Annotated in this window: 18 protein-coding genes; 11 read left to right on the forward strand and 7 right to left on the reverse strand. The window is 66.5% G+C overall.

Annotated elements, in window-relative coordinates; translation table 11 throughout:
- Positions 1-21: 21 nt before the first annotated feature.
- The 4 genes from SB816_RS17270 to SB816_RS17285 all read right to left on the reverse strand — a co-directional run bounded on the left by SB816_RS17270 (position 22) and on the right by SB816_RS17285 (position 3,439).
- Positions 22-732 carry a Bax inhibitor-1/YccA family protein gene (locus tag SB816_RS17270; protein ID WP_006393496.1) on the reverse strand — a complete coding sequence of 237 codons (711 nt, stop codon included), beginning with the start codon at positions 730-732 and terminating at the stop codon, positions 22-24.
- A 150-nt stretch (positions 733-882) separates the two neighbouring features.
- Positions 883-1,395, reverse strand: coding sequence for a hypothetical protein (locus SB816_RS17275; RefSeq protein WP_410547322.1), 513 nt, complete (start codon positions 1,393-1,395; stop codon positions 883-885).
- 60 nt (positions 1,396-1,455) lie between these two features.
- Positions 1,456-1,911: a DNA polymerase III subunit chi gene (locus SB816_RS17280; protein WP_054501540.1), complete on the reverse strand. Its 456-nt coding sequence runs from the start codon at positions 1,909-1,911 to the stop codon at positions 1,456-1,458.
- A 22-nt stretch (positions 1,912-1,933) separates the two neighbouring features.
- Complete coding sequence (locus SB816_RS17285; RefSeq protein ID WP_410547323.1) at positions 1,934-3,439, reverse strand: leucyl aminopeptidase; 1,506 nt, start codon at positions 3,437-3,439, stop codon at positions 1,934-1,936.
- 55 nt (positions 3,440-3,494) lie between these two features.
- Between SB816_RS17285 and lptF the strand changes: the two genes are divergently transcribed.
- Positions 3,495-4,595: an LPS export ABC transporter permease LptF gene (gene lptF / locus SB816_RS17290; protein ID WP_054429575.1), complete on the forward strand. Its 1,101-nt coding sequence runs from the start codon at positions 3,495-3,497 to the stop codon at positions 4,593-4,595.
- A 92-nt stretch (positions 4,596-4,687) separates the two neighbouring features.
- Here the strand turns inward: lptF and SB816_RS17295 are convergent, their stop codons facing one another.
- Positions 4,688-5,608, reverse strand: coding sequence for a LysR family transcriptional regulator (locus SB816_RS17295; protein ID WP_054501538.1), 921 nt, complete (start codon positions 5,606-5,608; stop codon positions 4,688-4,690).
- Positions 5,609-5,778: 170 nt separating this feature from the next.
- Between SB816_RS17295 and SB816_RS17300 the strand changes: the two genes are divergently transcribed.
- From SB816_RS17300 to SB816_RS17315, 4 genes are all read left to right on the forward strand, one after another.
- Positions 5,779-6,996, forward strand: coding sequence for an ABC transporter substrate-binding protein (locus tag SB816_RS17300; RefSeq protein ID WP_054501537.1), 1,218 nt, complete (start codon positions 5,779-5,781; stop codon positions 6,994-6,996).
- A gap of 96 nt (positions 6,997-7,092) precedes the next feature.
- Positions 7,093-8,586, forward strand: a complete 1,494-nt coding sequence (locus SB816_RS17305) for a CoA-acylating methylmalonate-semialdehyde dehydrogenase (protein WP_049072202.1) — start codon at positions 7,093-7,095, stop codon at positions 8,584-8,586.
- A gap of 93 nt (positions 8,587-8,679) precedes the next feature.
- Entirely contained in the window at positions 8,680-9,624 is a 945-nt protein-coding gene (locus SB816_RS17310; RefSeq protein WP_006389315.1) for a CysB family HTH-type transcriptional regulator, read from the forward strand.
- Between the two features lie 233 nt (positions 9,625-9,857).
- Positions 9,858-10,181, forward strand: a complete 324-nt coding sequence (locus SB816_RS17315; RefSeq protein WP_035361296.1) for a DUF2325 domain-containing protein — start codon at positions 9,858-9,860, stop codon at positions 10,179-10,181.
- Between the two features lie 202 nt (positions 10,182-10,383).
- Here the strand turns inward: SB816_RS17315 and SB816_RS17320 are convergent, their stop codons facing one another.
- The gene (locus SB816_RS17320) at positions 10,384-11,043 is read right to left on the reverse strand and encodes a C40 family peptidase (RefSeq protein WP_054501536.1); all 660 of its coding nucleotides are present in this window, start codon (positions 11,041-11,043) and stop codon (positions 10,384-10,386) included.
- 313 nt (positions 11,044-11,356) lie between these two features.
- Here SB816_RS17320 and SB816_RS17325 point away from each other — a divergent pair, with 313 nt between their 5' ends.
- The 6 genes from SB816_RS17325 to ltaE all read left to right on the forward strand — a co-directional run bounded on the left by SB816_RS17325 (position 11,357) and on the right by ltaE (position 19,312).
- Complete coding sequence (locus SB816_RS17325) at positions 11,357-13,246, forward strand: propionate--CoA ligase (protein WP_144654968.1); 1,890 nt, start codon at positions 11,357-11,359, stop codon at positions 13,244-13,246.
- Complete coding sequence (locus tag SB816_RS17330; protein WP_054501534.1) at positions 13,243-13,650, forward strand: heme-binding protein; 408 nt, start codon at positions 13,243-13,245, stop codon at positions 13,648-13,650. Before SB816_RS17325 ends, SB816_RS17330 begins: the two co-directional genes overlap by 4 nt.
- Positions 13,647-14,987: an MFS transporter gene (locus tag SB816_RS17335; protein WP_054501533.1), complete on the forward strand. Its 1,341-nt coding sequence runs from the start codon at positions 13,647-13,649 to the stop codon at positions 14,985-14,987. The genes SB816_RS17330 and SB816_RS17335 overlap by 4 nt, the downstream gene beginning before the upstream one ends.
- Before the next feature lie 266 nt (positions 14,988-15,253).
- Positions 15,254-17,233 carry an acetate--CoA ligase gene (gene acs / locus SB816_RS17340; RefSeq protein ID WP_054501532.1) on the forward strand — a complete coding sequence of 660 codons (1,980 nt, stop codon included), beginning with the start codon at positions 15,254-15,256 and terminating at the stop codon, positions 17,231-17,233.
- 138 nt (positions 17,234-17,371) lie between these two features.
- A complete protein-coding gene (locus SB816_RS17345; protein ID WP_116792770.1) occupies positions 17,372-18,259 on the forward strand; it encodes a DMT family transporter in 888 nt (295 codons plus the stop codon).
- 42 nt (positions 18,260-18,301) lie between these two features.
- Positions 18,302-19,312, forward strand: coding sequence for a low-specificity L-threonine aldolase (gene ltaE / locus SB816_RS17350; RefSeq protein ID WP_054501531.1), 1,011 nt, complete (start codon positions 18,302-18,304; stop codon positions 19,310-19,312).
- 67 nt (positions 19,313-19,379) lie between these two features.
- On the opposite strand, the gene SB816_RS17355 is transcribed toward ltaE, so the two are convergent.
- Entirely contained in the window at positions 19,380-20,714 is a 1,335-nt protein-coding gene (locus SB816_RS17355) for an aspartate aminotransferase family protein (protein WP_144654970.1), read from the reverse strand.
- Positions 20,715-20,798: the final 84 nt, after the last annotated feature.

A 20,798-nucleotide genomic window follows, 5' to 3' on the forward strand; every position in this document is an offset into this window, starting at 1 on the left:
GTGACTGTGACAGCCGCGCGCTTACTCGCGGTTGCCGCCGAAGATGCCCAGCAGCATCAGCAGGTTCGAGAAGACGTTGTAGACGTCCAGGTAGATGGCCAGCGTGGCGGACACGTAGTTGGTCTCGCCGCCGTTCACGACGCGCTGCAGGTCGACCAGCATGAACGCCGAGAAGATCACGATGGCCAGCACCGAGATGGTCAGCATCAGCGCGGGCAACTGCAGGAAGATGTTGGCCAGGGCCGCCACCAGGATCACGACCGCGCCGATGAACAGGAATTTCTGCAGGCCGGACAGGTCGCGCTTGATGGTGGTGGCCAGCGTGGCCATCGTGCCGAACACGATCGCGGTGCCGCCGAAGGCCGTCATGACCAGTTGCGAGCCGTTGCTGAAGCCCATCACGAAGCCCAGCAGGCGCGACAGCATCACGCCCATGAAGAACGTGAAGGCGAGCAGCAGGACCACACCGAGCGAGTTGTTCTTGTTCTTCTCGATGGCGAACATCATGCCGAAAGCGCCCACCAGGAACACGATGGCGGACAGGCCCGGGCTGGCGCCCATGACGCGGTTGATGCCGGTGTACAGGCCCACGGCCGCGCCGAGCACGGTCGGAATCAGCGAGAGCGCCAGAAGCCAATAGGTGTTGCGCAGGACTTTGTTGCGCACGACCTCGCCCGGCGCGCCGGCGAGGGTGCCGGAACGGTTAAAGGGGGACGGACGATATTCGTTCATGGAGGACTCCTGTGTACGGCAGAAATTGATTTGCCTAGAAGGCTTAGATGCCAAGGATACCTTACAGTTCCCTGAAGAATCCAGTTTTCAGAAGAATTAGCGCGCAGGGCGGGCAGGCATGACCCTGTTATGGGGATGGTCAAGCCGGTTTCAACCGGGCCTGACGTCCTGCATCACCCGCGCCACGATACGCGGCAGTTCCTCGTCCATGCGCGCCTGGATCTGTTCGATGGCGTCGGCCAGGGCCTGGCGCATGACCTGTTCGACTTCCGCCTGCAGGCGGGCGGCCAGCACCGAGGCCTCTGCCGGTGCGGCGGCCGGGGCGTCGGGCGCGACCGCCGCGGCGAGGGCCGGAAGGGCGGGCGTATCGGCCGCTTCAGCCGGACGCGGCGCGTCGGCGCCGTCCTGAGCGACATCCGTCAGCAGCGGGAAGGCATCGTCATCCCGGGCGAGGTCGGTCAGCAGCGGAAAGGCGTCGTCATTCGGGGCAACGTCGGTCAGCAGCGGGAAGGCGTCGTCATTCGGGGCAACTTCAGTCAGCAGTGGGAAGGCGTCGTCATCCTGGGGCGCGTCGGTCAGCAGTGGTGCTTCCGGAGGCGACAGCGTGGGTTCGGCCCGCTGGGTCAGGGTGGGGATGCCGGGGTCGGAGGGGCGGTGGGGCATGGGGGCTCCCGAGGGTCGAGATGGCGCCGCCGGGGGCGGCGCGGGAGGCGGGGAGGGCGGTCAGGCGCCCTGCTGTCGTTGGCTCAGGTCGTGGCTTTGCGGCGTGTGGCCGGCGCCCTGATAGACGCGCCAGCGCTGGCGCGCGGCCTGCTTGTCGTCGGGATCGTCCGAGACGATCTCGAGCAGCCGCTCGAAGGTCTCGAAGCCCGGCGGGCAGTCGTCGTCGAGATTGAGCAGCCAGGGCGAAGGGCCGTCGCCGGCGGCCTGCGCCGCCTGCTGCGGATCGCCGGCGGTCAGGACGACGGGCGTCTCGGCCGCCAGCGGATCGTTGGCCAGGACGTGCGGCACGAACGAGGTGTCATCGAAGGCCCACAGCATGCGGTCGAACTGGGCCAGGCGCGAGCCCTCGCGGCAATACACCACCAGCCGCTGGCCCGCCAGGTAGCGCTTGCGCACCACCTGGCAGGCCATGCGCAGGCGGTCGGGCGCGCCAAAGGCGAAATCGATGCGCGTCATGCCGGGATCCGCGGGCTGCCGCTCAAGCCTGGTCCAGCAGGAATTGCATCAGCAGCGGCACGGGTCGGCCGGTGGCGCCCTTGTCCTTGCCGCTCTTCCAGGCGGTGCCGGCGATGTCCAGATGCGCCCAGCGATACGACTTGGTGAAGCGCGACAGGAAGCAGGCGGCCGTGACGGCGCCGGCGGGGGGGCCGCCGATGTTGGCCAGGTCGGCGAAGTTGGACTTGAGCTGGTCCTGGTAGGCGTCGTCCATCGGCATGCGCCAGGCGGTGTCCAGGGCCTGGCGGCCGGCGGACGAGAGGGCCTCGGCCAGCGCGTCGTCCTTGGTGAACAGGCCGGTATTGACATGGCCCAGGGCCACGACGCAGGCGCCGGTCAGGGTGGCGATGTCGATGACGGTGGACGGCTTGAAGCGCTCGGCGTAGGTCAGTGCGTCGCACAGCACCAGGCGGCCTTCGGCGTCGGTGTTGAGGATCTCGATGGTCAGGCCGGCCATGCTGGCGACCACGTCGCCCGGCTTGTTCGCCTTGCCGCTGGGCAGGTTTTCGCAGGCCGGGATCAGGCCGATCACGTCCAGCGGCAGTTCCAGTTCGGCCAGTGCGCGGAACGAACCGAGCACGCTGGCCGCGCCGCACATGTCGTACTTCATTTCGTCCATGGTGGCCGCGGGCTTGAGCGAGATGCCGCCGGCGTCGAAGGTGATGCCCTTGCCGACCAGCACGATGGGGCCTTCGGACGCCTTGGCGCTCTTCTTGGCGGGCTTGCCGGCATGGCGCAGGACGATGAAGCGCAGGGCTTCCTCGGAGCCGCGCGCCACCGACAGGAACGAGCCCATGCCGAGCGCTTCGACCTGCTTGCGGTCCATGACCTCGACCTTGAGCGACTTGAATTCGCGCGCCAGGCGCTTGGCGGTGTCGCCCAGGTAGGTGGGGGTGCAGATATTGCCCGGCAGGTTGCCCAGGGTGCGGGTCAGTTCCATGCCGTTGGCGATGGCGGCGCCTTCGCGCAGGCCCTTCTGGACCTGGGCGGCGTCGGCGCGCTCGACGATCTGCACGATCTTCTTGAGCTTGGGACGGGCGTCGCGGTCGGGCTTGCCGAAGCTGGCGTCGTAGTGATAGGTGGCGCTGCCGGCGGCGATGGCGGCGCTGCGGGCGCGGGCAACCAGGGGCACGTCGGCGATCGGGTTGGCGGCCAGGGTGGACACGCCTTCGGTCAGTTGGGCCGCGACGCAGGCGGCGGCGAAGGCCTGTTCGGCCGAGGCGTGGGCGCGAGCCGAGTATTCGTCCTGCTTGCCCAGGCCGACCAGGACCACGCGCTGGGCCGACACGCCCGGCAGGGAACGCAGCACCAGGGTCGAGCCGGCGCGGCCGCGGAACTCGTTCTTGGCGACGGCGCGCACGGCGCCGTTGGAGGCGCGGTCGATCAGGTCGGCGGCGGGGCTCAACACGCCGTCGGCGAAGACCCCGACCGCCAGCGCGGCGGTCTTGATCTGGTGCAGGGAAGCAGTGGTCTGTGTGCTAAATTCCATGAGGGTTTCCCGTGTGCGTCTGTATGATGCGGTCGATTATCCCGCATATTCTCCCATGTCTCTATTCAAACGCTCTGTCGTCAGCGAGATCACCAGTCACGCTGGCGTTGTCTTTTCCACGTTGCTCATCGTATGGCTCAGCGTGCTGCTGGTGCGCCTGCTCGGCGAGGCGGCGGGCGGCAACATCGGGGCGGACGTCGTGCTCGTGCTGGCCGCGCTGTCCACCATCACGGCGCTGCCTACCATCCTGGCAGTCTCGGTCTTCATCGCGGTGTTGACCACCGTCACGCGTAATTATCGGGAATCCGAGATGGTGGTCTGGTTCGCCAGCGGCCTGTCGCTGGCGGACTGGCTCAAGCCGGTGCTGCGCGTCGCCATTCCCGTGGCCATCGCGGTGGCCGGCCTGACGCTGGTGGCCGCGCCCTGGGCGTATCGCCAGATCGGCGAATACCACGAGCGCTTTGAACAACGCTCCGACCTGTCCAAGGTCACGGCGGGCCAGTTCGCGGAATCGGCAGGCGGCAACCGCGTGTTCTTCGCCGAGGATCCGGCCAAGCCGACAGACGAACTGGGCAATGTGTTCGCGCGCGAAACCGGACCGGAATGGCTCAGCGTCCTGACCGCCAGCAGCGCCCACAGCGAAACGCTGCCCAATGGCGACCGCTTCCTGGTGCTGGGCGAGGGGCATCGCTACGACCTGAAGCCGGGCACGCCCGAGATCCGACTGGTGCACTTCGAGAAATACGGATTGCGCCTGGAAAGCAAGGGCGGCGATGACCCCGTCGCTTCCGCGCGCGCCGCCGCCGAACGCTCGGCCAAGGCGCGCACCACGCCGCAACTGATGGCCGACAACACCACCAGCAGTTGGTCGCAGGTGATGTGGCGCATCTCGCTGCCGCTGGCCGCGCTGAACCTGGCGTTGCTGGCGATCCCGCTGGGCGCCGTGAACCCGCGACTGGGCCGCTCCGGCGACCTGCTGATTGCCGGCCTGGTGGGGCTGCTGTATATGAACTTGATCAACCTGTCGCGTGCCTGGATTTCCAACGGCAAGCTCAGTTTCGGCGTGGGCACCGTGGCGATCCACCTGGTGGTGGCCGCGTTTACGGCGTTCCTGCTGATGCGCCGGTTGCGCGTCAAGGCGCCCAAGAACAGCTAGCGGTCCCACCCGCGGCCCGATCCATTGGCGGGGGGATAGGCAAGGCGGGCCGCCGACCGCGGGGGCCCGTGATCGCGCCGCCGCTGCCGCTTTCAGGGCAGGTATTTCATCGTCCCGCGCTTGCCGGCCAGCAGGTCGGCATTGCGCAGCACCGACTTGCGGATGAATTCCCACAGCACCGTCACGCGCTTGAGCTTGCGCAGGTCCTCGTGGCAATACATCCAGAACGAGCGCGTGATCTCCACCTCCTTTTCCAGCACCGGCTTGAGCCGCGGATCCTGCGCCGCGATGAAGCAGGGAAGGATGGCCAGCGACTGGCCTTGCAGCGCCGCGTGGTACTGCGCCACCACGCTGGTGCTGCGCAACACCACCCGGCTGGCTGGCAGCAGGTCTTCCAGGTAGCGCAGGCGCTCGCTGAACAGCAGTTCGTCGACATAGCCGATGAAGCTGTGGCCGGCCAGGTCGGCGCGGCCGCGGATCGGCGGATGGCGCGCCAGGTATTCGGGCGTGCCATACAGGCGCAGCGTGTAGTCGCACAGCTTGCTGCATACATAGGGGCCGCGCTGGGGGCGCTCAATGGTGATGGCCAGGTCGGCCTCGCGCTTGGACAGGCTGACGAAGCGCGGCACCGGCAGGATGTCCAGCGTGATGTGCGGATAACGCCGCTGGAAATCGGCCGCCAGCGGCGTCAAGACGTAGCTGCCGAAGCCCTCGGTGGCGCCGATCCGCAGGTGGCCGGACAGCGCCTGGCCGATCCCCGACAGCGTCTCGCGGGCGCTGTGCACCGTGCTTTCCATTTGCTCCGCGTGCACGAACAGGCGCTGGCCGTCCTCGGTCAACACGAAGCCGGCGCTGCGCGATTTCTCGAACAGCAGCGTGTCCAATTCGGCTTCCAGGGCGCGGATGCGCCGTGACACGGTGGTGTGCTCGACCCCGAGCTTGCGCGCCGCGGCGCTGACGCGCTGCGTCCGCGCGACCTCCAGGAAGTACCGCAGGCTGTCCCAATCCAGCACGTTATCCGCCCCTGATAAGGTTGTGCATTGATGCACAAGGAATGTGCATTTCTGGTGTTGCTTGTTGATTTTCACACATCTACACTGGGTCGGCAGCCCTGGGGGAATGCTCCGGGAGCCGCACGCCGCGAAGACGGCGCCATAACGCATAAAACTCAGGAGACAAATCCATGGAATTGCACGCACGCGGGCTGGCCGCAGGCTTGTGTCTGGGCGCAGCGCTGTTGGGGCAGGCGCACGCGGCGGATAAACCGCCGGTGAAGATCGGCATCCTGACCGATATGTCGGGCACCTACGCCGGCATGGGCGGGCCCGGTTCGGTGGCGGCGGCGCAATTGGCCATCGACGATTGCCTGGCCGCGGAATGCAAGGGCATGAAGATCGAGCTGGTGTCGGCCGACAACCAGAACAAGGCCGACGTGGGGGCGGCCAAGGCGCGCGAATGGTTCGACCGCGACGGCGTCACCGCCATCGCCGACCTGACCAATTCGGCCGTGGCGCTGGCGGTGCAGGGCATCGCGCGCGAAAAGAATAAGGTCGTGATGTTTTCCGGCCCGGCCACCACGGCGCTGACCAACAAGGAATGCTCGCCGGTCGGATTCCACTGGATGTTCGACACCTATTCGCAATCCGCCGGCGGCGCCAAGGCCACGGTCAGGGCGGGCGGCAAGTCCTGGTACTTCATCACCGTCGACTACGCCTTCGGCCATTCGCTCGAGGCCGACACGGCCAAGGCGGTCAAGGCGCTGGGCGGCACCGTTGCCGGCAGCGTGCGCCATCCGCTGAACGCGCCGGACTTCGCCTCCTACCTGCTGCAGGCGCAAAGCTCCAAGGCGCAGGTGGTGGCGCTGGCCAATGGCGGCCAGGACACCGTCAACGCCGTCAAGCAGGCGCGCGAGTTTGGCATCGTGGCCGGCGGCCAGCGCCTGGTGTCGCTGCTGATCTTCCTGTCCGACCTGCGCGCGCTGGGGCTGGAAAGCGCCCAGGGCCTGTCCTACGTGGACGGCTTCTACTGGGATTACGACGACGCCACGCGCCAGTGGTCGACCCGCTTCGAGAAGGCCTTCCGCGGCCTGAAACCGACCATGACGCAGGCCGGCGTGTATTCCAGCGTGCTGCACTACCTGCGTTCGGTGGCGGCCTCGGGCAGCACCGACGGCAAGGTGGTGGCCGACAAGATGCGCGCGTTGCCGATCAAGGATCCGATCATGCGCAACGCTTCGATCCGGCCCGACGGCCGCGTGATCCACGACATGTACCTGTACGAAGTGAAGAAACCGTCCGAGTCCAAGGGCGGCTGGGACTATTCCAAGCTGGTGGCCACCATCCCGGCGGCCGAGGCCTTCCAGCCGCTGGCCGATTCGGCCTGCCCGCTGGTGCAAAAGTAAGGCGTGGCGCGCCGTCCGGGCTCGCCCGGCGCGCGCGCGCGAGATCCAAGAACGCGGATTCCATCCGCATCGACAATGCAGTGTGAGGAGCATCAAATGAGTGAAGTCCCCCGCGTTCCGCTATTGATCGGCGGCAAGCTCGTGCAGTCCAAGACCACCGAATGGCGCGACGTGATCAACCCCGCCACCCAGGAAGTCGTGGCCAAGGTGCCGTTCGCCACGCGCGCGGAACTGGACGAGGCCATCGCCAATTCCAAGGAAGCCTTCAAGACCTGGCGCAACAGCGGCCAGGGCGCGCGTATGCGCGTCATGCTGAAGTTCCAGGAGCTGCTGCGCGCCAACACCGCCAAGCTGGCCGAGATGATCACCCGCGAGCATGGCAAGACGCTGCCCGACGCCGAGGGCGAAGTCGGCCGCGGCCTCGAAGTGGTCGAGCACGCCTGCTCGATCGCCAACCTGCAACTGGGCGAGTACGCCGAGAACGCCGCCTCGGGCATCGACGTCTACACGCTGATCCAGCCGCTGGGCGTGTGCGCGGGCATCACCGCATTCAACTTCCCGGTGATGCTGCCGTGCTTCATGTTCCCGATCGCGGTGGCCTGCGGCAATACCTTCGTGCTCAAGCCGTCCGAGCAGGACCCCAGCTCGTCGCTGTTCCTGGCGCAACTGGCGCTGGAAGCCGGCCTGCCGCCGGGCGTGCTGAACGTGGTGCATGGCGGTCCGGAAACGGCCAACGGGCTGTGCGAGCATCCCGACATCAAGGCCGTGTCGTTCATTGGTTCGACCCGCGTCGGCACCGAGATCTACAACCGTGCTTCGGCGGCCGGCAAGCGTTGCCAGTCGATGATGGGCGCCAAGAACCACTGCGTGATCCTGCCGGACGCCGATCCGGAAGTCGCGCTGAACCAATTGCTGGGTGCCGCGTTCGGCGCCGCCGGCCAGCGCTGCATGGCCTCGTCGGTGGCTGTGCTGGTGGGCGAGGCCCGCAACTGGCTGCCTGATTTCGTCGAGCGCGCCAAGAAGCTCAAGGTCAACTCGGGCATGGACCGCGCCGCCGACCTGGGCCCGCTGGTCTCGCCGAACGCCAAGAAGCGCGTCGAAAGCCTGATCCAGAAGGGCGTGGACGAAGGCGCCAAGCTGCTGCTGGACGGCCGCAACCTGAAGGTCTCCGGCTTCGAGCAGGGCAACTTCGTCGGCCCGACCGTGTTCGACGGCGTGACCGAGAACATGACCATCTACACCGAGGAAATCTTCGGCCCGGTGCTGTGCGTGGTCGGCGCGGAAACGCTGGAAGAGGCGGTGGAATTCATCAACCGCAATCCCAACGGCAACGGCGTTGCCCTGTTCACGCAGGACGGCGGCGCGGCGCGTTACTTCCAGAACAACATCGACGTCGGCCAGGTCGGCATCAACGTGCCGATCCCGGTGCCGGTGGCGTGGTTCAGCTTCACCGGTTCGCGCGGATCCAAGCTGGGCGACCTGGGCCCCAACGGCAAGCAGGCGGTGCAGTTCTGGACCCAGACCAAGACCGTCACGGCGCGCTGGTCGGCCCACGCCAAGACCGTGAACACCACGATCTCGATGCGCTGAAAAAGGGACGCCTTGTCCTAAGCTTATATTAATAAGTCATATGACAAGGCGTCCTTATTACTTATAATTGGCCCGTCTATCAGGGGCCAATTCATGAACCTGCAGCAATTTCGTTTTGTGCGCGAAACCATCCGGCGCGACTTCAACCTGACCGAAGCCGCCCGGATGCTCTATACCTCACAGCCGGGCGTGTCCAAGGCCATCATCGAGTTCGAGGATGAACTCGGGATCAAGATCTTCGAACGCCACGGCAAGCGCATCAAGGGGCTGACCAAGCCCGGCCTGGCCGTGTCGCAGGTGATCGACCGCATCATGCGCGAGGTCGACAATCTGAAGAAGGTCAGCGACGAATTCGCCCGCCGCGACGAAGGCGGCCTGGTGATCGCCTGCACCCACACCCAGGCGCGTTACCTGCTGCCGCGCGTGATTCCGGCGTTCCGCAAGCAGTTCCCCAAGGTGCACCTGTCGCTGGCCGAAGGCAGCCCGGCGCAGTTGGCCGAGATGGTGCTGCACGAGCAGGCCGACCTGGCGCTGGCGACCGAGTCGCTGGCCCTGACGCCGGGCCTGGCGACATTGCCCGTGTATGCCTGGGAGCACACCGTGGTGGTGCGGCCCGATCATCCGCTGGCCGAGCTGACGTCCAGCGCCGCCAAGCGCCTGTCGCTGGCGCAACTGGCGGAATACCCCATCGTGACCTATGACCGCGCCTTCACTGGCCGCAGCACGATCGACGAGGTCTTCGCCAACCAGGGGATCCATCCGGACATCGTCCTGGAAGCCATCGACGCCGACGTGATCAAGACCTACGTCGACGTCGGGCTGGGCATCGGCATCATCGCCGGCGTGGCCTATGACCCGCGGCGCGATTCCAGCCTGGTGGGCCTGCCGGTCGGCCACCTGTTCGGCACACACACCACCCGCGTCGGGGTAAAGGCCGGAGTGTTCCTGCGCGATTACGTCTATACCTTCCTGGAAATGCTGGCGCCTTCCCTGACGCGCGCGGTCGTGACCGAGGCCGTGCAGGGAACGCCGAAGTAGGCTGGGCCATGACGAGCGCCGTGGAAGTCGGACGAGAAGAAGCGGTTCCCTTGGTGGGGAGCCGCTTTTTTTTCATGGAAGCGGGGGCGGGGAAGGGCGCGGACAAGGTGTCTCGCTATCCCTTTTCATAAGCTCATAAAAAATATTAAATAAGAACCGATCTCATTTGGGTTGACTAAAAAATAGGAATCATTATCATTACATACAGTCTCAACGACCCAGTGAGGTTAAACATGACGGCAGGATTGAGTGCAGTGGTGGTGGGCGCCGACAGGCTCGGCAACATTCCGGATCTGCTCAAAGGACACAACATCTCGATCACGCACCACATCAGTGGTCGTGATCCCTCGCATCAGAAGAAGACGCTGCAATTGCCCTCGGGCACCCAACTGGTCATCTTGCTGACCGATTTCCTCGGCCACAACGTCATGAAGACCTTCCGCAATGCCGCGCAGCGTGGTGGCATCCGTGTCGTGGCTTGTCGCCGTTCGGTATGCAGCATGCAGCAGGCCTTGCAGCAATGCGGCCTGTGCAGCCGGGGCGCCGCGGTCCACTGACCCTGCCATGCCACGCCGCCGCCAACACTGAAAACTGGGGAGGCCGAAAAGGCCCGCGGCTCAAGGCCGCGAAGAGGAATGCAAAACGCCGCCAGACTGTAAAGTCCGGCGGCGTTTTGCTGTCTGTGTCGGATTGCGTCGGCCCATCGCGCCGTTTGGAGGATAGCCGCGTCGCGGCCGGCGCGTCACACTACAAGCGCGGTCAGTTGGCCGCGCGGGCGCTGGCCACCAGGCTGTTGTCCAGGCGACGGGCGCCGTTGTAGCGCTTGCTCCAATAGGCCATGGTCATGTTTTCGACCCGCACCACGCCGCCAGCGCTGGGCGAGTGCACGAAGCGGTCGTCGCCCAGGTAGATGCCGACGTGCGAGTAGCGGCGACCCAGGGTGTTGAAGAAGACCAGGTCGCCGGCCTTGAGCTCGTTCTTGGCGACCGAAATGCCTTGCTGTGCGATTTCGGCGGCGTTGCGGGGCAGCTTCAGGCCCAGCGAGCGTTCGGCGGTGTAAGCGACCAGGCCGCTGCAGTCGAAACCGGTATCGGGGGAGTTGCCGCCGAAGCGGTAGCGGATGCCCAGGTAGTTCAGGGCTTCGCTGACCATCGCGTTGTCGCTGTTGACTTCGCTGTGGTTGCGTTGGCGTTCGCGCTTGAACTTCTGCACCACCAGCATGCCGATGGGATCATCGGCGGTGGCGACCCATTCCGTCTCGTAGGGATCGATCTCGGACGTATAGGCGGTGGATTTTTGAGAGGTGTTTGCACAACCCGCCAGACCCGCGACGCACGCCGCCAGCGCCAGCAAACGCAGACCGCGGTTTGCCTGGCCAGAGGATGAATTCAGTCGCGCGCTTTTGGAGTGTCGATGCATTCGCCTGGGGAAGGTCGCCGCCTGTTTCGCAATTTTCGGGCAATAAAGCGTCAAAAACGCTAAAAAACACCTGAATAGCCGAAATCAAGCAGCCAACCAACAGATATGTTGTCTACAACTTCGCGGGGATTCTACCAAACTTTTAAGACTGGTTCGTTACTGTAACCAGCCCGGCGCCCGTGAGGCGTAGACGCGTGGCAGAATTTTTTGACCTGCGGCAAGCCTCGTGCAAGGTTTGCCCACCAGAATGACCAAAGGATTCGAAAAGAAAGCAATCAGCCATACGGCGTATGCACAATAACAGGAGACAAAAATGCAAAAAACCCGGGATTTCCATTACCGCTCGGTGCACGACCGCGACGCCTTCTGGCGCGAGCAGGCCGGCCGGGTGCACTGGGATACGCCGTTCGAGTCGGTCCTGGATTTTTCCCGGCCGCCTTTCGCCAAGTGGTTCGTGGGCGGGACGACCAACCTCTGTTACAACGCCGTGGACCGCTGGTTGCCGACCCAGGCCGACAAGCCGGCCCTGATCTGGGTCTCCACCGAAGTCGAGCGCGAGCGCATCTACACCCGCCAGGACGTCTATGACGAAGTGAACGCGGCCGCCGCGATGCTGCAGGATCTGGGCGTGGGACGCGGCGATCGCGTATTGCTCTATATGCCGATGGTGCCCGAGGCGGTCTTCACCATGCTCGCCTGCGCCCGCATCGGCGCGGTGCATTCGGTGGTGTTCGGCGGTTTCGCCTCGGTCAACCTGGCACAGCGTATCGACGATGCCGCGCCCAAGGTGGTGGTGTGCACCGACGGCGGCTCGCGCGGCGGCAAGGTGGTGCCCTACAAGCCGCTGCTGGACCGGGCGCTGGCGCTGTGCAAGACGCCGCCGGCCTCGGTGGTGGTGTTCGACCGTGGCCTGGCGCCGTTCGAGCCGGTCGCCGGCCGCGACCTGGACTACGCCACCCTGCGCGCTGCGCAGCGCGGCGTCCACGTGCCGGTGACCTGGCTGGAGTCGTCCGAACCCAGCTATATCCTGTACACGTCCGGCACCACCGGCAAGCCCAAGGGCGTGCAGCGCGACACCGGCGGCTATGCGGTGGCGCTGGCGTCGTCGATGGAATATCTGTTCGACGGCAAGGCCGGCGACACGTTCTTCTGCACCAGCGACATCGGCTGGGTGGTGGGGCATTCCTACATTGTGTATGGCCCGCTGATTGGCGGGCAGGCGACCGTGCTGTACGAAGGCACACCGGTGCGCCCCGACGGCGCCATCCTGTGGAAGCTGGTGGAGCAGTTCGGCGTCAACACGCTGTTTTCGGCGCCGACGGCGGTGCGGGTGCTCAAGCGCCAGGACCCGGCCTTGCTGCGCAAGCATGACCTGTCCTCGCTGCGGGCGGTGTACCTGGCGGGCGAGCCGCTCGATGAGCCCACCGCGCAATGGATTTCCGAGGGCCTGGGCAAGCCCATCATCGACAACTATTGGCAGACCGAGTCCGGCTGGCCCATTCTGTCGGCGCAGCCGGGCGTGGAAAAGGTGCCGACGCGCTTCGGCAGTCCATCGTTCCCGGTCTATGGTTTTGATGCGCGCATCGTCAGCGAGTCCAGCGGCGAGGACCTCGGACCCGACCAGAAGGGCGTGGTCGCCATTGTGCCGCCGTTGCCGCCGGGCGCCATGTCGACCATCTGGGGCGACGACGAGCGCTTCGTCCAGACCTATTTCACGTCGATCCCGGGGCGCCAGGTGTATTCGACCTTCGATTGGGGGCTGGTCGACGCGGATGGGTATTGGTTCATCCTGGGACGCACCGACGACGTGATCAACGTGGCCGGCCACCGCCTGGGCACGCGCGAGATCGAGGAGTCGGTCAACAGCCATAGCGGCATCGCCGAGTGCGCGGTGGTGGGCGTGGCGGACGCGCTCAAGGGGCAGGCGGCGATGGCCTTCGCCGTGCTGAAGAATCCCGCGGCGGCGGAGACGGCGGAGGGCGCAAAGCAACTGGAAGCGGATATCATGCGGCTGGTGGAAGATCAGCTGGGCGCGGTGGCGCGACCGGCCCGCATCCGGTTCGTGGGCGCGTTGCCCAAGACCCGCTCGGGCAAGGTGTTGCGCCGCGCCATTGTCGCGGTATGCGAAGGCCGTGATCCCGGCGACCTGACCACGATCGAAGATCCCACCGCCCTCGAACAGATCAAGGAGTCGCTGCAATGAATACCAAACCCGTGCTGACCGCCGAAGACGTCAAGAAGATCCTGGCCGCGGCCGAAGCACACGCCCAGCAGAACAAGTGGGCCGTCACCATCGCCGTATCCGACGACGGCGGTCACCTGCTCGGCATGCTGCGACTGGACGACGCCGCGCCCATTTCCTCGCACATTGCGCCGGCCAAGGCCAAGACCGCGGCCCTGGGCCGCCGTGAGTCGCGCGTCTACGAAGAGATCATCAACAACGGCCGCTATTCCTTCCTGTCGGCGCCGCTGATCGAAGGCATGCTGGAAGGCGGCGTGCCGATCGTGGCCAACGGCCAGGTGGTGGGCGCGGTCGGCGTGTCGGGCGTGAAGTCCACCGAAGACGCCCAGATCGCCCAGGCTGGCATCGCCGCGCTGGGTCTGTGAGCCAGGAAACGCCGCGGCAGGCGCCCGATGGCGCCGCCGTCTCCGCCGGCGGGGCGGCGGACAGGAGTCCGCTGAACCCCGGCGTGGCCAAGCGCGAAGTCTGGGCCTGGGCCATGTACGACTTCGCCAATTCCGGCTACACCACCGTGATCCTCACGGCGGTGTTCAGCACCTATTTCGTCGGCGTGGTCGGCGGCCGCGCGCCGTGGGCCACGCTGGCCTGGACCGCGGCGCTGTCGCTGTCCTATCTGCTCATCATGCTGACGATGCCCACGCTGGGCGCGCGCGCCGACGCGCGCGCCGGCAAGCGGCGCCTGCTGTACAGCAGCACGATCGGCTGCGTGGCCGCCACGCTGGTGCTGACCCAGGCGGGGCCGGGCGATGTATGGCTGGCGCTGGCCGCCATCGTCGTCTCCAACTATTGCTACTGCGTCGGCGAGTCCGTGGTGGCGGCATTCCTGCCCGAGTTGGCCAAGCCGTCGGCGCTGGGCCGGGTGTCGGGCTGGGGCTGGAGCTTCGGCTACTGCGGCGGCATGCTCACCCTGGGCCTGTCGCTGGTGGTGGTGAAACTGGCCGAGGCCGACGGCCTCGACGCCGAACACTTCGTGCCGCGCGTCATCCTGGTGACCTGCGCGGTGTTCGCGCTGGCGGCGCTGCCGTCGTTCTTCCTGTTGCGCGAGCGCGCGCGGCCTTCCGGCGAACCGCAAGCGGCGCTGGCGATGCTCAAGCGCCTGGCCTACGCCTGGCGCGAAACCGGCCAGCATTTTCCCGAGTTCCGCCGCCTGCTGATGTGCATCGCCTGCTATCAGGCCGGCATTTCGGTGGTGATCACGCTTGCCGCGGTGTATGCCTCGGAGGTCATGGGTTTCACCACGCCGCAGATCATGCTGTTGGTGTTCACCGTGAACATCGGCGCCGCGGCCGGCGCGTTCTCGTTCGGCTATGTGCAGGACCGCATCGGCCACAAGCCGGCGCTGGCGATCACGCTGTGCGGCTGGATCCTGATGGTGCTGGTGGCCTACGCCGCGGTGACGGCGCCGGTGTTCTGGGTGGCCGCGACGCTGGCCGGCCTGTGCATGGGCACGACGCAGAGCGCGGGCCGCGCCATGACCGGCGCGCTGGCGCCGGCCGGACGCCTGGCCGAATTCTTTTCGCTGTGGACGTTCGCGGTGCAACTGGCCGCGGTCATCGGCCCGCTGACCTACGGACTGGTGACCTGGGCCACGCATGGCAACCACCGCCTGGCCATCCTGGTCACCGGGCTGTTCTTTGTCGGCGGCCTGATCCTGCTGTCGCGCGTGGACATGGCGCGCGGCCTGGCGCGCCGCGCCGCATGACGGCGCGGGCGTTCGCCGCAACTGATATTCTTATGAAGTCCCGGACAATCGCTGCGCCTGATGGCGGCGCGATGTCCGGCGGGTTGCGTATTGCGCTGTCAGTTGTCGATGCCGTTGCCGCCATGTTTGGCGCGCGTTCCCGCGGGATACGGGCTTATGGCCCGTATTTTGCGTAAGGTGCCCGTAAGAGCGCGGCGATACGGTTGCGAGTGGGCAGTCAGATAAAAACGGCATCAACAACAGAATCACAGATTGGAGACAAGATCATGTCGAATGCTATTGAGTCCGTACTGGTGGAAACCCGGGTGTTCCCGCCGCCGGAGCGCGCGGCGCAGGGCGCCGCGATTCCCAGCATGGACGCCTACAACGCGTTGTGCGCGCAGGTCGAAAAGGATTTCGACGGTTTCTGGGCCGGCCAGGCCCGCGACAACCTGCAGTGGACCAAGCCGTTCACCGAGGTGCTGGACGAATCCAACGCGCCGTTCTACCGCTGGTTCGGCGACGGCGAACTGAACGTTTCGGCCAACTGCCTGGACGTGCACCTGACCAACGGCAACGCCGACAAGACCGCCATCATCTTCGAGTCCGATGACGGCAAGGTCGTCAAGGTCACCTACCGCGAACTGCTGGCGCGCGTGTGCCGCTTCGCCAACGGCATCGCCAAGCTGGGCTACAAGAAGGGCGACCGCGCCATCATCTACATGCCCATGTCGATCGAGGCCGTGGTGGCGATGCAGGCCTGCGCCCGCCTGGGCGTGACGCATTCGGTGGTGTTCGGCGGCTTCTCGGCCAAGAGCCTGCAGGAGCGCATCGTCGACGTCGGCGCCTCGCTGGTCATCACCGCCGACGAGCAGGTGCGCGGCGGCAAGACCATTCCGCTCAAGCCGGCGGTGGAAGACGCCATTGCCATGGGCGGCTGCGAAGCCGTCAAGCGCGTCATCGTCTATCGCCGCACCGGCGGCAAGGTGGCCTGGAACGAAGGCCGCGATCTCTGGATGCACGACGTCGAGGCCGGCCAGGCCGACACCTGCGAGCCGGTGCCGGTCAATGCCGAGCATCCGCTGTTCATCCTGTACACCTCCGGTTCCACCGGCAAGCCCAAGGGCGTGCAGCACTCGTCCGCCGGCTACCTGCTGTGGGCGCTGCTGACCGTCAAGTGGACCTTCGACGCGCGCAAGGACGACGTCTACTGGTGCACGGCCGACGTGGGCTGGGTCACCGGCCATACCTACATCACCTACGGTCCGCTGGCCGCGGGCCTGACGCAGGTGGTGTTCGAGGGCGTGCCGACGTTCCCCAACGCCGGCCGCTTCTGGGACATGATCGCGCGCCACAAGGTCACCACCTTCTACACCGCGCCGACCGCGATCCGTTCGCTGATCAAGGCCGCCGAGGCCGCGCCCGAGACCCATCCGTCCAAATACGACCTGGATAGCCTGCGCATCATCGGCACGGTGGGCGAGCCCATCAACCCCGAAGCCTGGATCTGGTATCACAAGAACGTCGGCCGCGAGCGCTGCCCCATCGTCGACACCTGGTGGCAGACCGAGACCGGCGGCCACATGATCACGCCGCTGCCGGGCGCCACGCCGACCAAGCCGGGCTCGTGCACCCTGCCGCTGCCGGGCATCGCCGCCGCCATCGTCGATGAGACCGGCGGCGACGTCGACCAGGGCAACGGTGGCTTCCTGGTGATCAAGCGTCCGTGGCCGGCGATGATCCGCAACATCTGGGGCGACCCGGAGCGCTTCAAGAAGAGCTACTTCCCGTCGGAACTGCGCGGTTATTACCTGGCCGGCGACGGCGCGCAGCGCGATGCGGACGGCTACTTCTGGATCATGGGCCGCATCGACGACGTGCTCAACGTGTCGGGCCACCGCCTGGGCACGATGGAAGTGGAATCCGCGCTGGTCGCGCACGAACTGGTGGCCGAGGCCGCCGTGGTCGGCCGTCCCGACGACACCACCGGCGAAGCCGTGGTGGCTTTCGTGGTGCTCAAGAGCGCCCGTCCCGAAGGCGCAGAGGCGCAGGCCATCGCCAAGACGCTGCGCGACTGGGTGGCCAAGGAAATCGGCCCGATCGCCAAGCCCAAGGACATCCGCTTCGGCGACAACCTGCCCAAGACCCGCTCCGGCAAGATCATGCGCCGCCTGCTGCGCGTGGTCGCCAAGGGCGAGGAAGTGACGCAGGACGTGTCGACGCTGGAAAACCCCGCCATCCTGGAACAACTGTCCAAGCCGCTGTGACGCGGCGCGCGCCGTCCGTCATGCGGACGGCGCGGACGGTTCCCCGCGCGACGGGAGCATAATGCGAGATGCCCATGCCGGTTTGCCGGCATGGGCATCGTCGTTTTTTCCTTCGCCACTTTCACTGGAGACGCCGCCGTGAGCCGCAGCAGTTTCGATCGCGCAGGGCTGGCCCTGATGTTCAGCACCATCCTCGTGTGGGCGGGGAGCTGGATCGCGATGAAGCTGATCGTGCCGTACATCGGTCCGTTCGATTTCGTGGCGCTGCGCTACGTGACCGGCGCGCTGGTGCTGTTTGCGCTGGCTGCCGCCACCCGGCGGCCGTTGGGCCTGCCGTCGTGGAAGCTGACCTTGCTGATCGGCCTGACCCAGACCGCCGGTTTCCAGGGCTTCGTGCAGACTGCGCTGGTATCCGGCGGCGTCGGCAAGGTGTCGTTGATGGCCTATACCATGCCGTTCTGGGTGGTGCTGTTCGCGTGGGGCCTGCTGGGCGAGCGGCCGACGGCCCGCCACGGCGTCGGCATCGGCCTGGCCGCGATCGGACTGGTGCTGTTCATCGAACCCTGGCACGGCGTGGGCGAAATGCGGCCGGTGCTGCTGGGGTTGGGCAGCGGCCTGTGCTGGGGCGTGGGCACGGTGCTGTCCAAGCGCATGTTCGAGCGTCACGCGCCCGACGTGATGACCTTCACGGCCTGGCAGATGCTGTTCGGCGGACTGGTGATGACGCCGGTGGCGTGGCTGGCGCCGCAGATCCCGGCGCAGTGGGGCTGGCAACTGTGGACCGGCATGGTCTATATCGTCCTGATCGCCACGGCCGCCGGCTGGCTGCTGTGGCTGCAGGTGGTGCGGCGGGTTCCGGCTTCGATTGCCGGCCTTTCCAGCCTGGGCGTGCCGGTGGTGGCGATGCTGATGGCGTGGGCGGTGCTGTCCGAGCGTCCGTCGCCGGTCGAGCTGGGCGGCATGGCCCTGATCCTTGCCGGCATTTTTGTCGTTAGTCGCGCGGCGCCTGCCGCGCGCGCGGGCTGATCGGCCCGTTAACCGGATTCCGTTTTCCTTCAAGGAAGCTTCATGATCGATTTGCGCAGTGATACCGTCACCCGGCCGTCTCCGGCCATGTTGCAGGCCATGGTCAGCGCGCCGCTGGGCGACGATGTGATGGGCGATGACCCCACGGTCATTCAGTTGCAGCAGGCAGTTGCCGAGCGCGCGGGCAAGGTCGCGGGCCTGTTCTTTCCGTCGGGCACGCAGAGCAATCTGGCCGGCCTGATGGCCCATTGCGAACGCGGCGACGAGTACCTGGTGGGCCAGCAGGCCCATACCTACAAGTACGAGGGCGGCGGCGCGGCGGTGCTGGCCAGCATCCAGCCCCAGCCCATCGAGCACGCCGAGGATGGCTCTCTGCCGCTGGAGAAGCTCGCTGCCGCGCTCAAGCCCGAAGGCGATCCGCACTTCGCCCGCACCCGGCTGCTGGCGTTGGAGAACACCTTCCATGGCAAGCTGATTCCGGCGGATTACGTGCGCGCGGCGACCGACTGGGCCCGCGGCCATGGCCTCGCCACACACCTGGACGGGGCCCGCGTGTTCAACGCCGCCGTCGCCAGCGGCAAGCCGCTGGCCGAGATGTGCCAGCCATTCGATTCTGTGTCGATCTGCTTTTCCAAGGGGCTGGGGGCGCCGGTCGGTTCGGTGCTGGTGGGCAGCGCCGAACTGATCGCCCGCGCGCGCCGCTGGCGCAAGGTGCTGGGCGGCGGCCTGCGCCAGTCGGGCGTGCTGGCTGCGGCCTGCCTGTACGCGCTGGAACATAACGTCGAACGCCTGGCGCAGGATCACGCCAACGCACGCCTGCTGGCCGACGGCCTGCGCGGCATCACCGGCGTGCGGGTCCTGAGCCAGGACACCAACATGGTGTTCGCGGAATTCGAGCCGGCGCGTTGCGATGCGCTGACCGCCGCGCTGGCTGCCGATGGCATCCTGATGCGCGCGGTCTACGGCGGGCCGACGCGCCTGGTGACGCATCTGGATGTGTCGAGCGCGGACGTGCGCCGGGTGATCGAGGCCGTCGCTCGCCATCTGCGATGACCGATAGCGTAAGGCGGGCTGGCCCGCAAGGGACCGCCCATGCCGGCATGCCTCCCGCCACGTCGGGTCAGTCGCCGGCGCGCAGCACCTGCGCCAGCACGGAGAACAGCTCGTCGATCTGCGCGAGCTCGATGACCAGCGGGGGCGACAGCAGCATGGTGTCGCCGGCCGCGCGGATCAGGCAGCCGCGTTCCAGGCAGGCCTGGTGCACGGCATAGCCGCGCTGGCCCGGCTTGCCCGCGAGCGGCGCCAGTTCGATCGCGGCCAGCAGGCCGATGTTGCGGATGTCCACCACGTGCGGCAGGCCCTTGAGGCCGTGGGCCGCATCCTCCCAATAGCGCCATAGGTCGCGGCTGCGCTGGAACAGGCCGTCGCGGCGGCAGATGTCCAGCATTGCCAGCCCGGCCGCGCAGGCCACCGGGTGGCCCGAGTAGGTGTAGCCGTGGGCCAGCTCGATGGCGTTCTCCGGGCCTTGCATGAAGGCGTCGTAGACATGCTGGCGCACCAGCGTCGCGCCCATCGGAATGGCGCCGTTGGTCAGCCCCTTGGCGCTGGTGATGAGGTCGGGCGTGACGCCGAAATGCGCCGAGGCGAAGGCGCCGTCGACGCGGCCGAAGGCGCAGATCACTTCGTCGAAGATCAACAGGATGCCGTGCCGGTCGCAGATCTCGCGCAGCTTCTGCAGGTAACCGCGCGGCGGCACCAGCACGCCGGTGGATCCGGCCACCGGTTCGACGATGACAGCGGCGATGGTGGAGGCGTCGTGCAGCGACACGATGCGCTCGAGCGCATCGGCCAGGTGCGCGCCCCAGTCCGGCTGGCCGCGGCTGTAGGCCATCCGCTCGCGGTCGTAGGTATGCGGCAGATGGTCCACATAGGGCAGCAGGTTGCCGAACGGCTTGCGATGGCCGCCGATGCCCGAGACCGACAGGCCGCCGAACCCCACGCCGTGATACGAGCGTTCGCGGCCGATCAGGCGCACGCGTTGGCCTTCGCCGCGCGCGCGGTGGTAGCCCAGCGCAATCTTGAGGGCGGTATCGACGGCCTCGGATCCGGAGTTGGAAAAAAACACGTTGGAGAAACCGGCGGGCGCCTCTACGCACAGCTTTTCGGCCAATTCGAACGCCAGCGGATGGCTCATCTGAAACGACGGCGCGTAGTCCAGCTCATAGGCGGTGCGGGCGATGGCCTCGACGATTTCGGGCCGGCGATGGCCGGCGTTGACGCACCACAGGCCCGCGATGCCGTCCAGCACGCGGCGGCCGTCGGGCCGGATGTAGTGCATGCCCTCGGCCGCGCTGAAAAGCACCGGATCGCGCTTGTAGCGACGGTTGGCGGTGAAGGGCATCCAATAGGCGTCGGCGTTGAGGGGAGAGGACAGATGAGGCGTGGGCGAGGGCATGGGCTTGCTGCTTCAAGGAAGTTCAGGTGCGACCATTTTGTATTAATAATAAGAAAAATACAATTTAGGGGGCAGAAAAGACGG

This window comes from Achromobacter sp. SIMBA_011 (assembly GCF_046535435.1).
Taxonomy (GTDB): Bacteria; Pseudomonadota; Gammaproteobacteria; order Burkholderiales; family Burkholderiaceae_B; genus Achromobacter; species Achromobacter dolens.

Bases quoted from the DNA above. Each gene is read 5' to 3' on its own strand.
- acs (WP_054501532.1), top strand. From the start codon at position 15,254: ATGTCGAATGCTATTGAGTCCGTACTGGTGGAAACCCGGGTGTTCCCG.
- SB816_RS17325 (WP_144654968.1), top strand. From the start codon at position 11,357: ATGCAAAAAACCCGGGATTTCCATTACCGCTCGGTGCACGACCGCGAC.
- SB816_RS17280 (WP_054501540.1), bottom strand. From the start codon at position 1,911: ATGACGCGCATCGATTTCGCCTTTGGCGCGCCCGACCGCCTGCGCATG.
- SB816_RS17305 (WP_049072202.1), top strand. From the start codon at position 7,093: ATGAGTGAAGTCCCCCGCGTTCCGCTATTGATCGGCGGCAAGCTCGTG.
- SB816_RS17310 (WP_006389315.1), top strand. From the start codon at position 8,680: ATGAACCTGCAGCAATTTCGTTTTGTGCGCGAAACCATCCGGCGCGAC.
- SB816_RS17330 (WP_054501534.1), top strand. From the start codon at position 13,243: ATGAATACCAAACCCGTGCTGACCGCCGAAGACGTCAAGAAGATCCTG.
- SB816_RS17355 (WP_144654970.1), bottom strand. From the start codon at position 20,714: ATGCCCTCGCCCACGCCTCATCTGTCCTCTCCCCTCAACGCCGACGCC.
- SB816_RS17275 (WP_410547322.1), bottom strand. From the start codon at position 1,395: ATGCCCCACCGCCCCTCCGACCCCGGCATCCCCACCCTGACCCAGCGG.
- SB816_RS17315 (WP_035361296.1), top strand. From the start codon at position 9,858: ATGACGGCAGGATTGAGTGCAGTGGTGGTGGGCGCCGACAGGCTCGGC.
- SB816_RS17270 (WP_006393496.1), bottom strand. From the start codon at position 732: ATGAACGAATATCGTCCGTCCCCCTTTAACCGTTCCGGCACCCTCGCC.
- ltaE (WP_054501531.1), top strand. From the start codon at position 18,302: ATGATCGATTTGCGCAGTGATACCGTCACCCGGCCGTCTCCGGCCATG.
- SB816_RS17285 (WP_410547323.1), bottom strand. From the start codon at position 3,439: ATGGAATTTAGCACACAGACCACTGCTTCCCTGCACCAGATCAAGACC.
- SB816_RS17300 (WP_054501537.1), top strand. From the start codon at position 5,779: ATGGAATTGCACGCACGCGGGCTGGCCGCAGGCTTGTGTCTGGGCGCA.
- SB816_RS17320 (WP_054501536.1), bottom strand. From the start codon at position 11,043: ATGCATCGACACTCCAAAAGCGCGCGACTGAATTCATCCTCTGGCCAG.
- lptF (WP_054429575.1), top strand. From the start codon at position 3,495: ATGTCTCTATTCAAACGCTCTGTCGTCAGCGAGATCACCAGTCACGCT.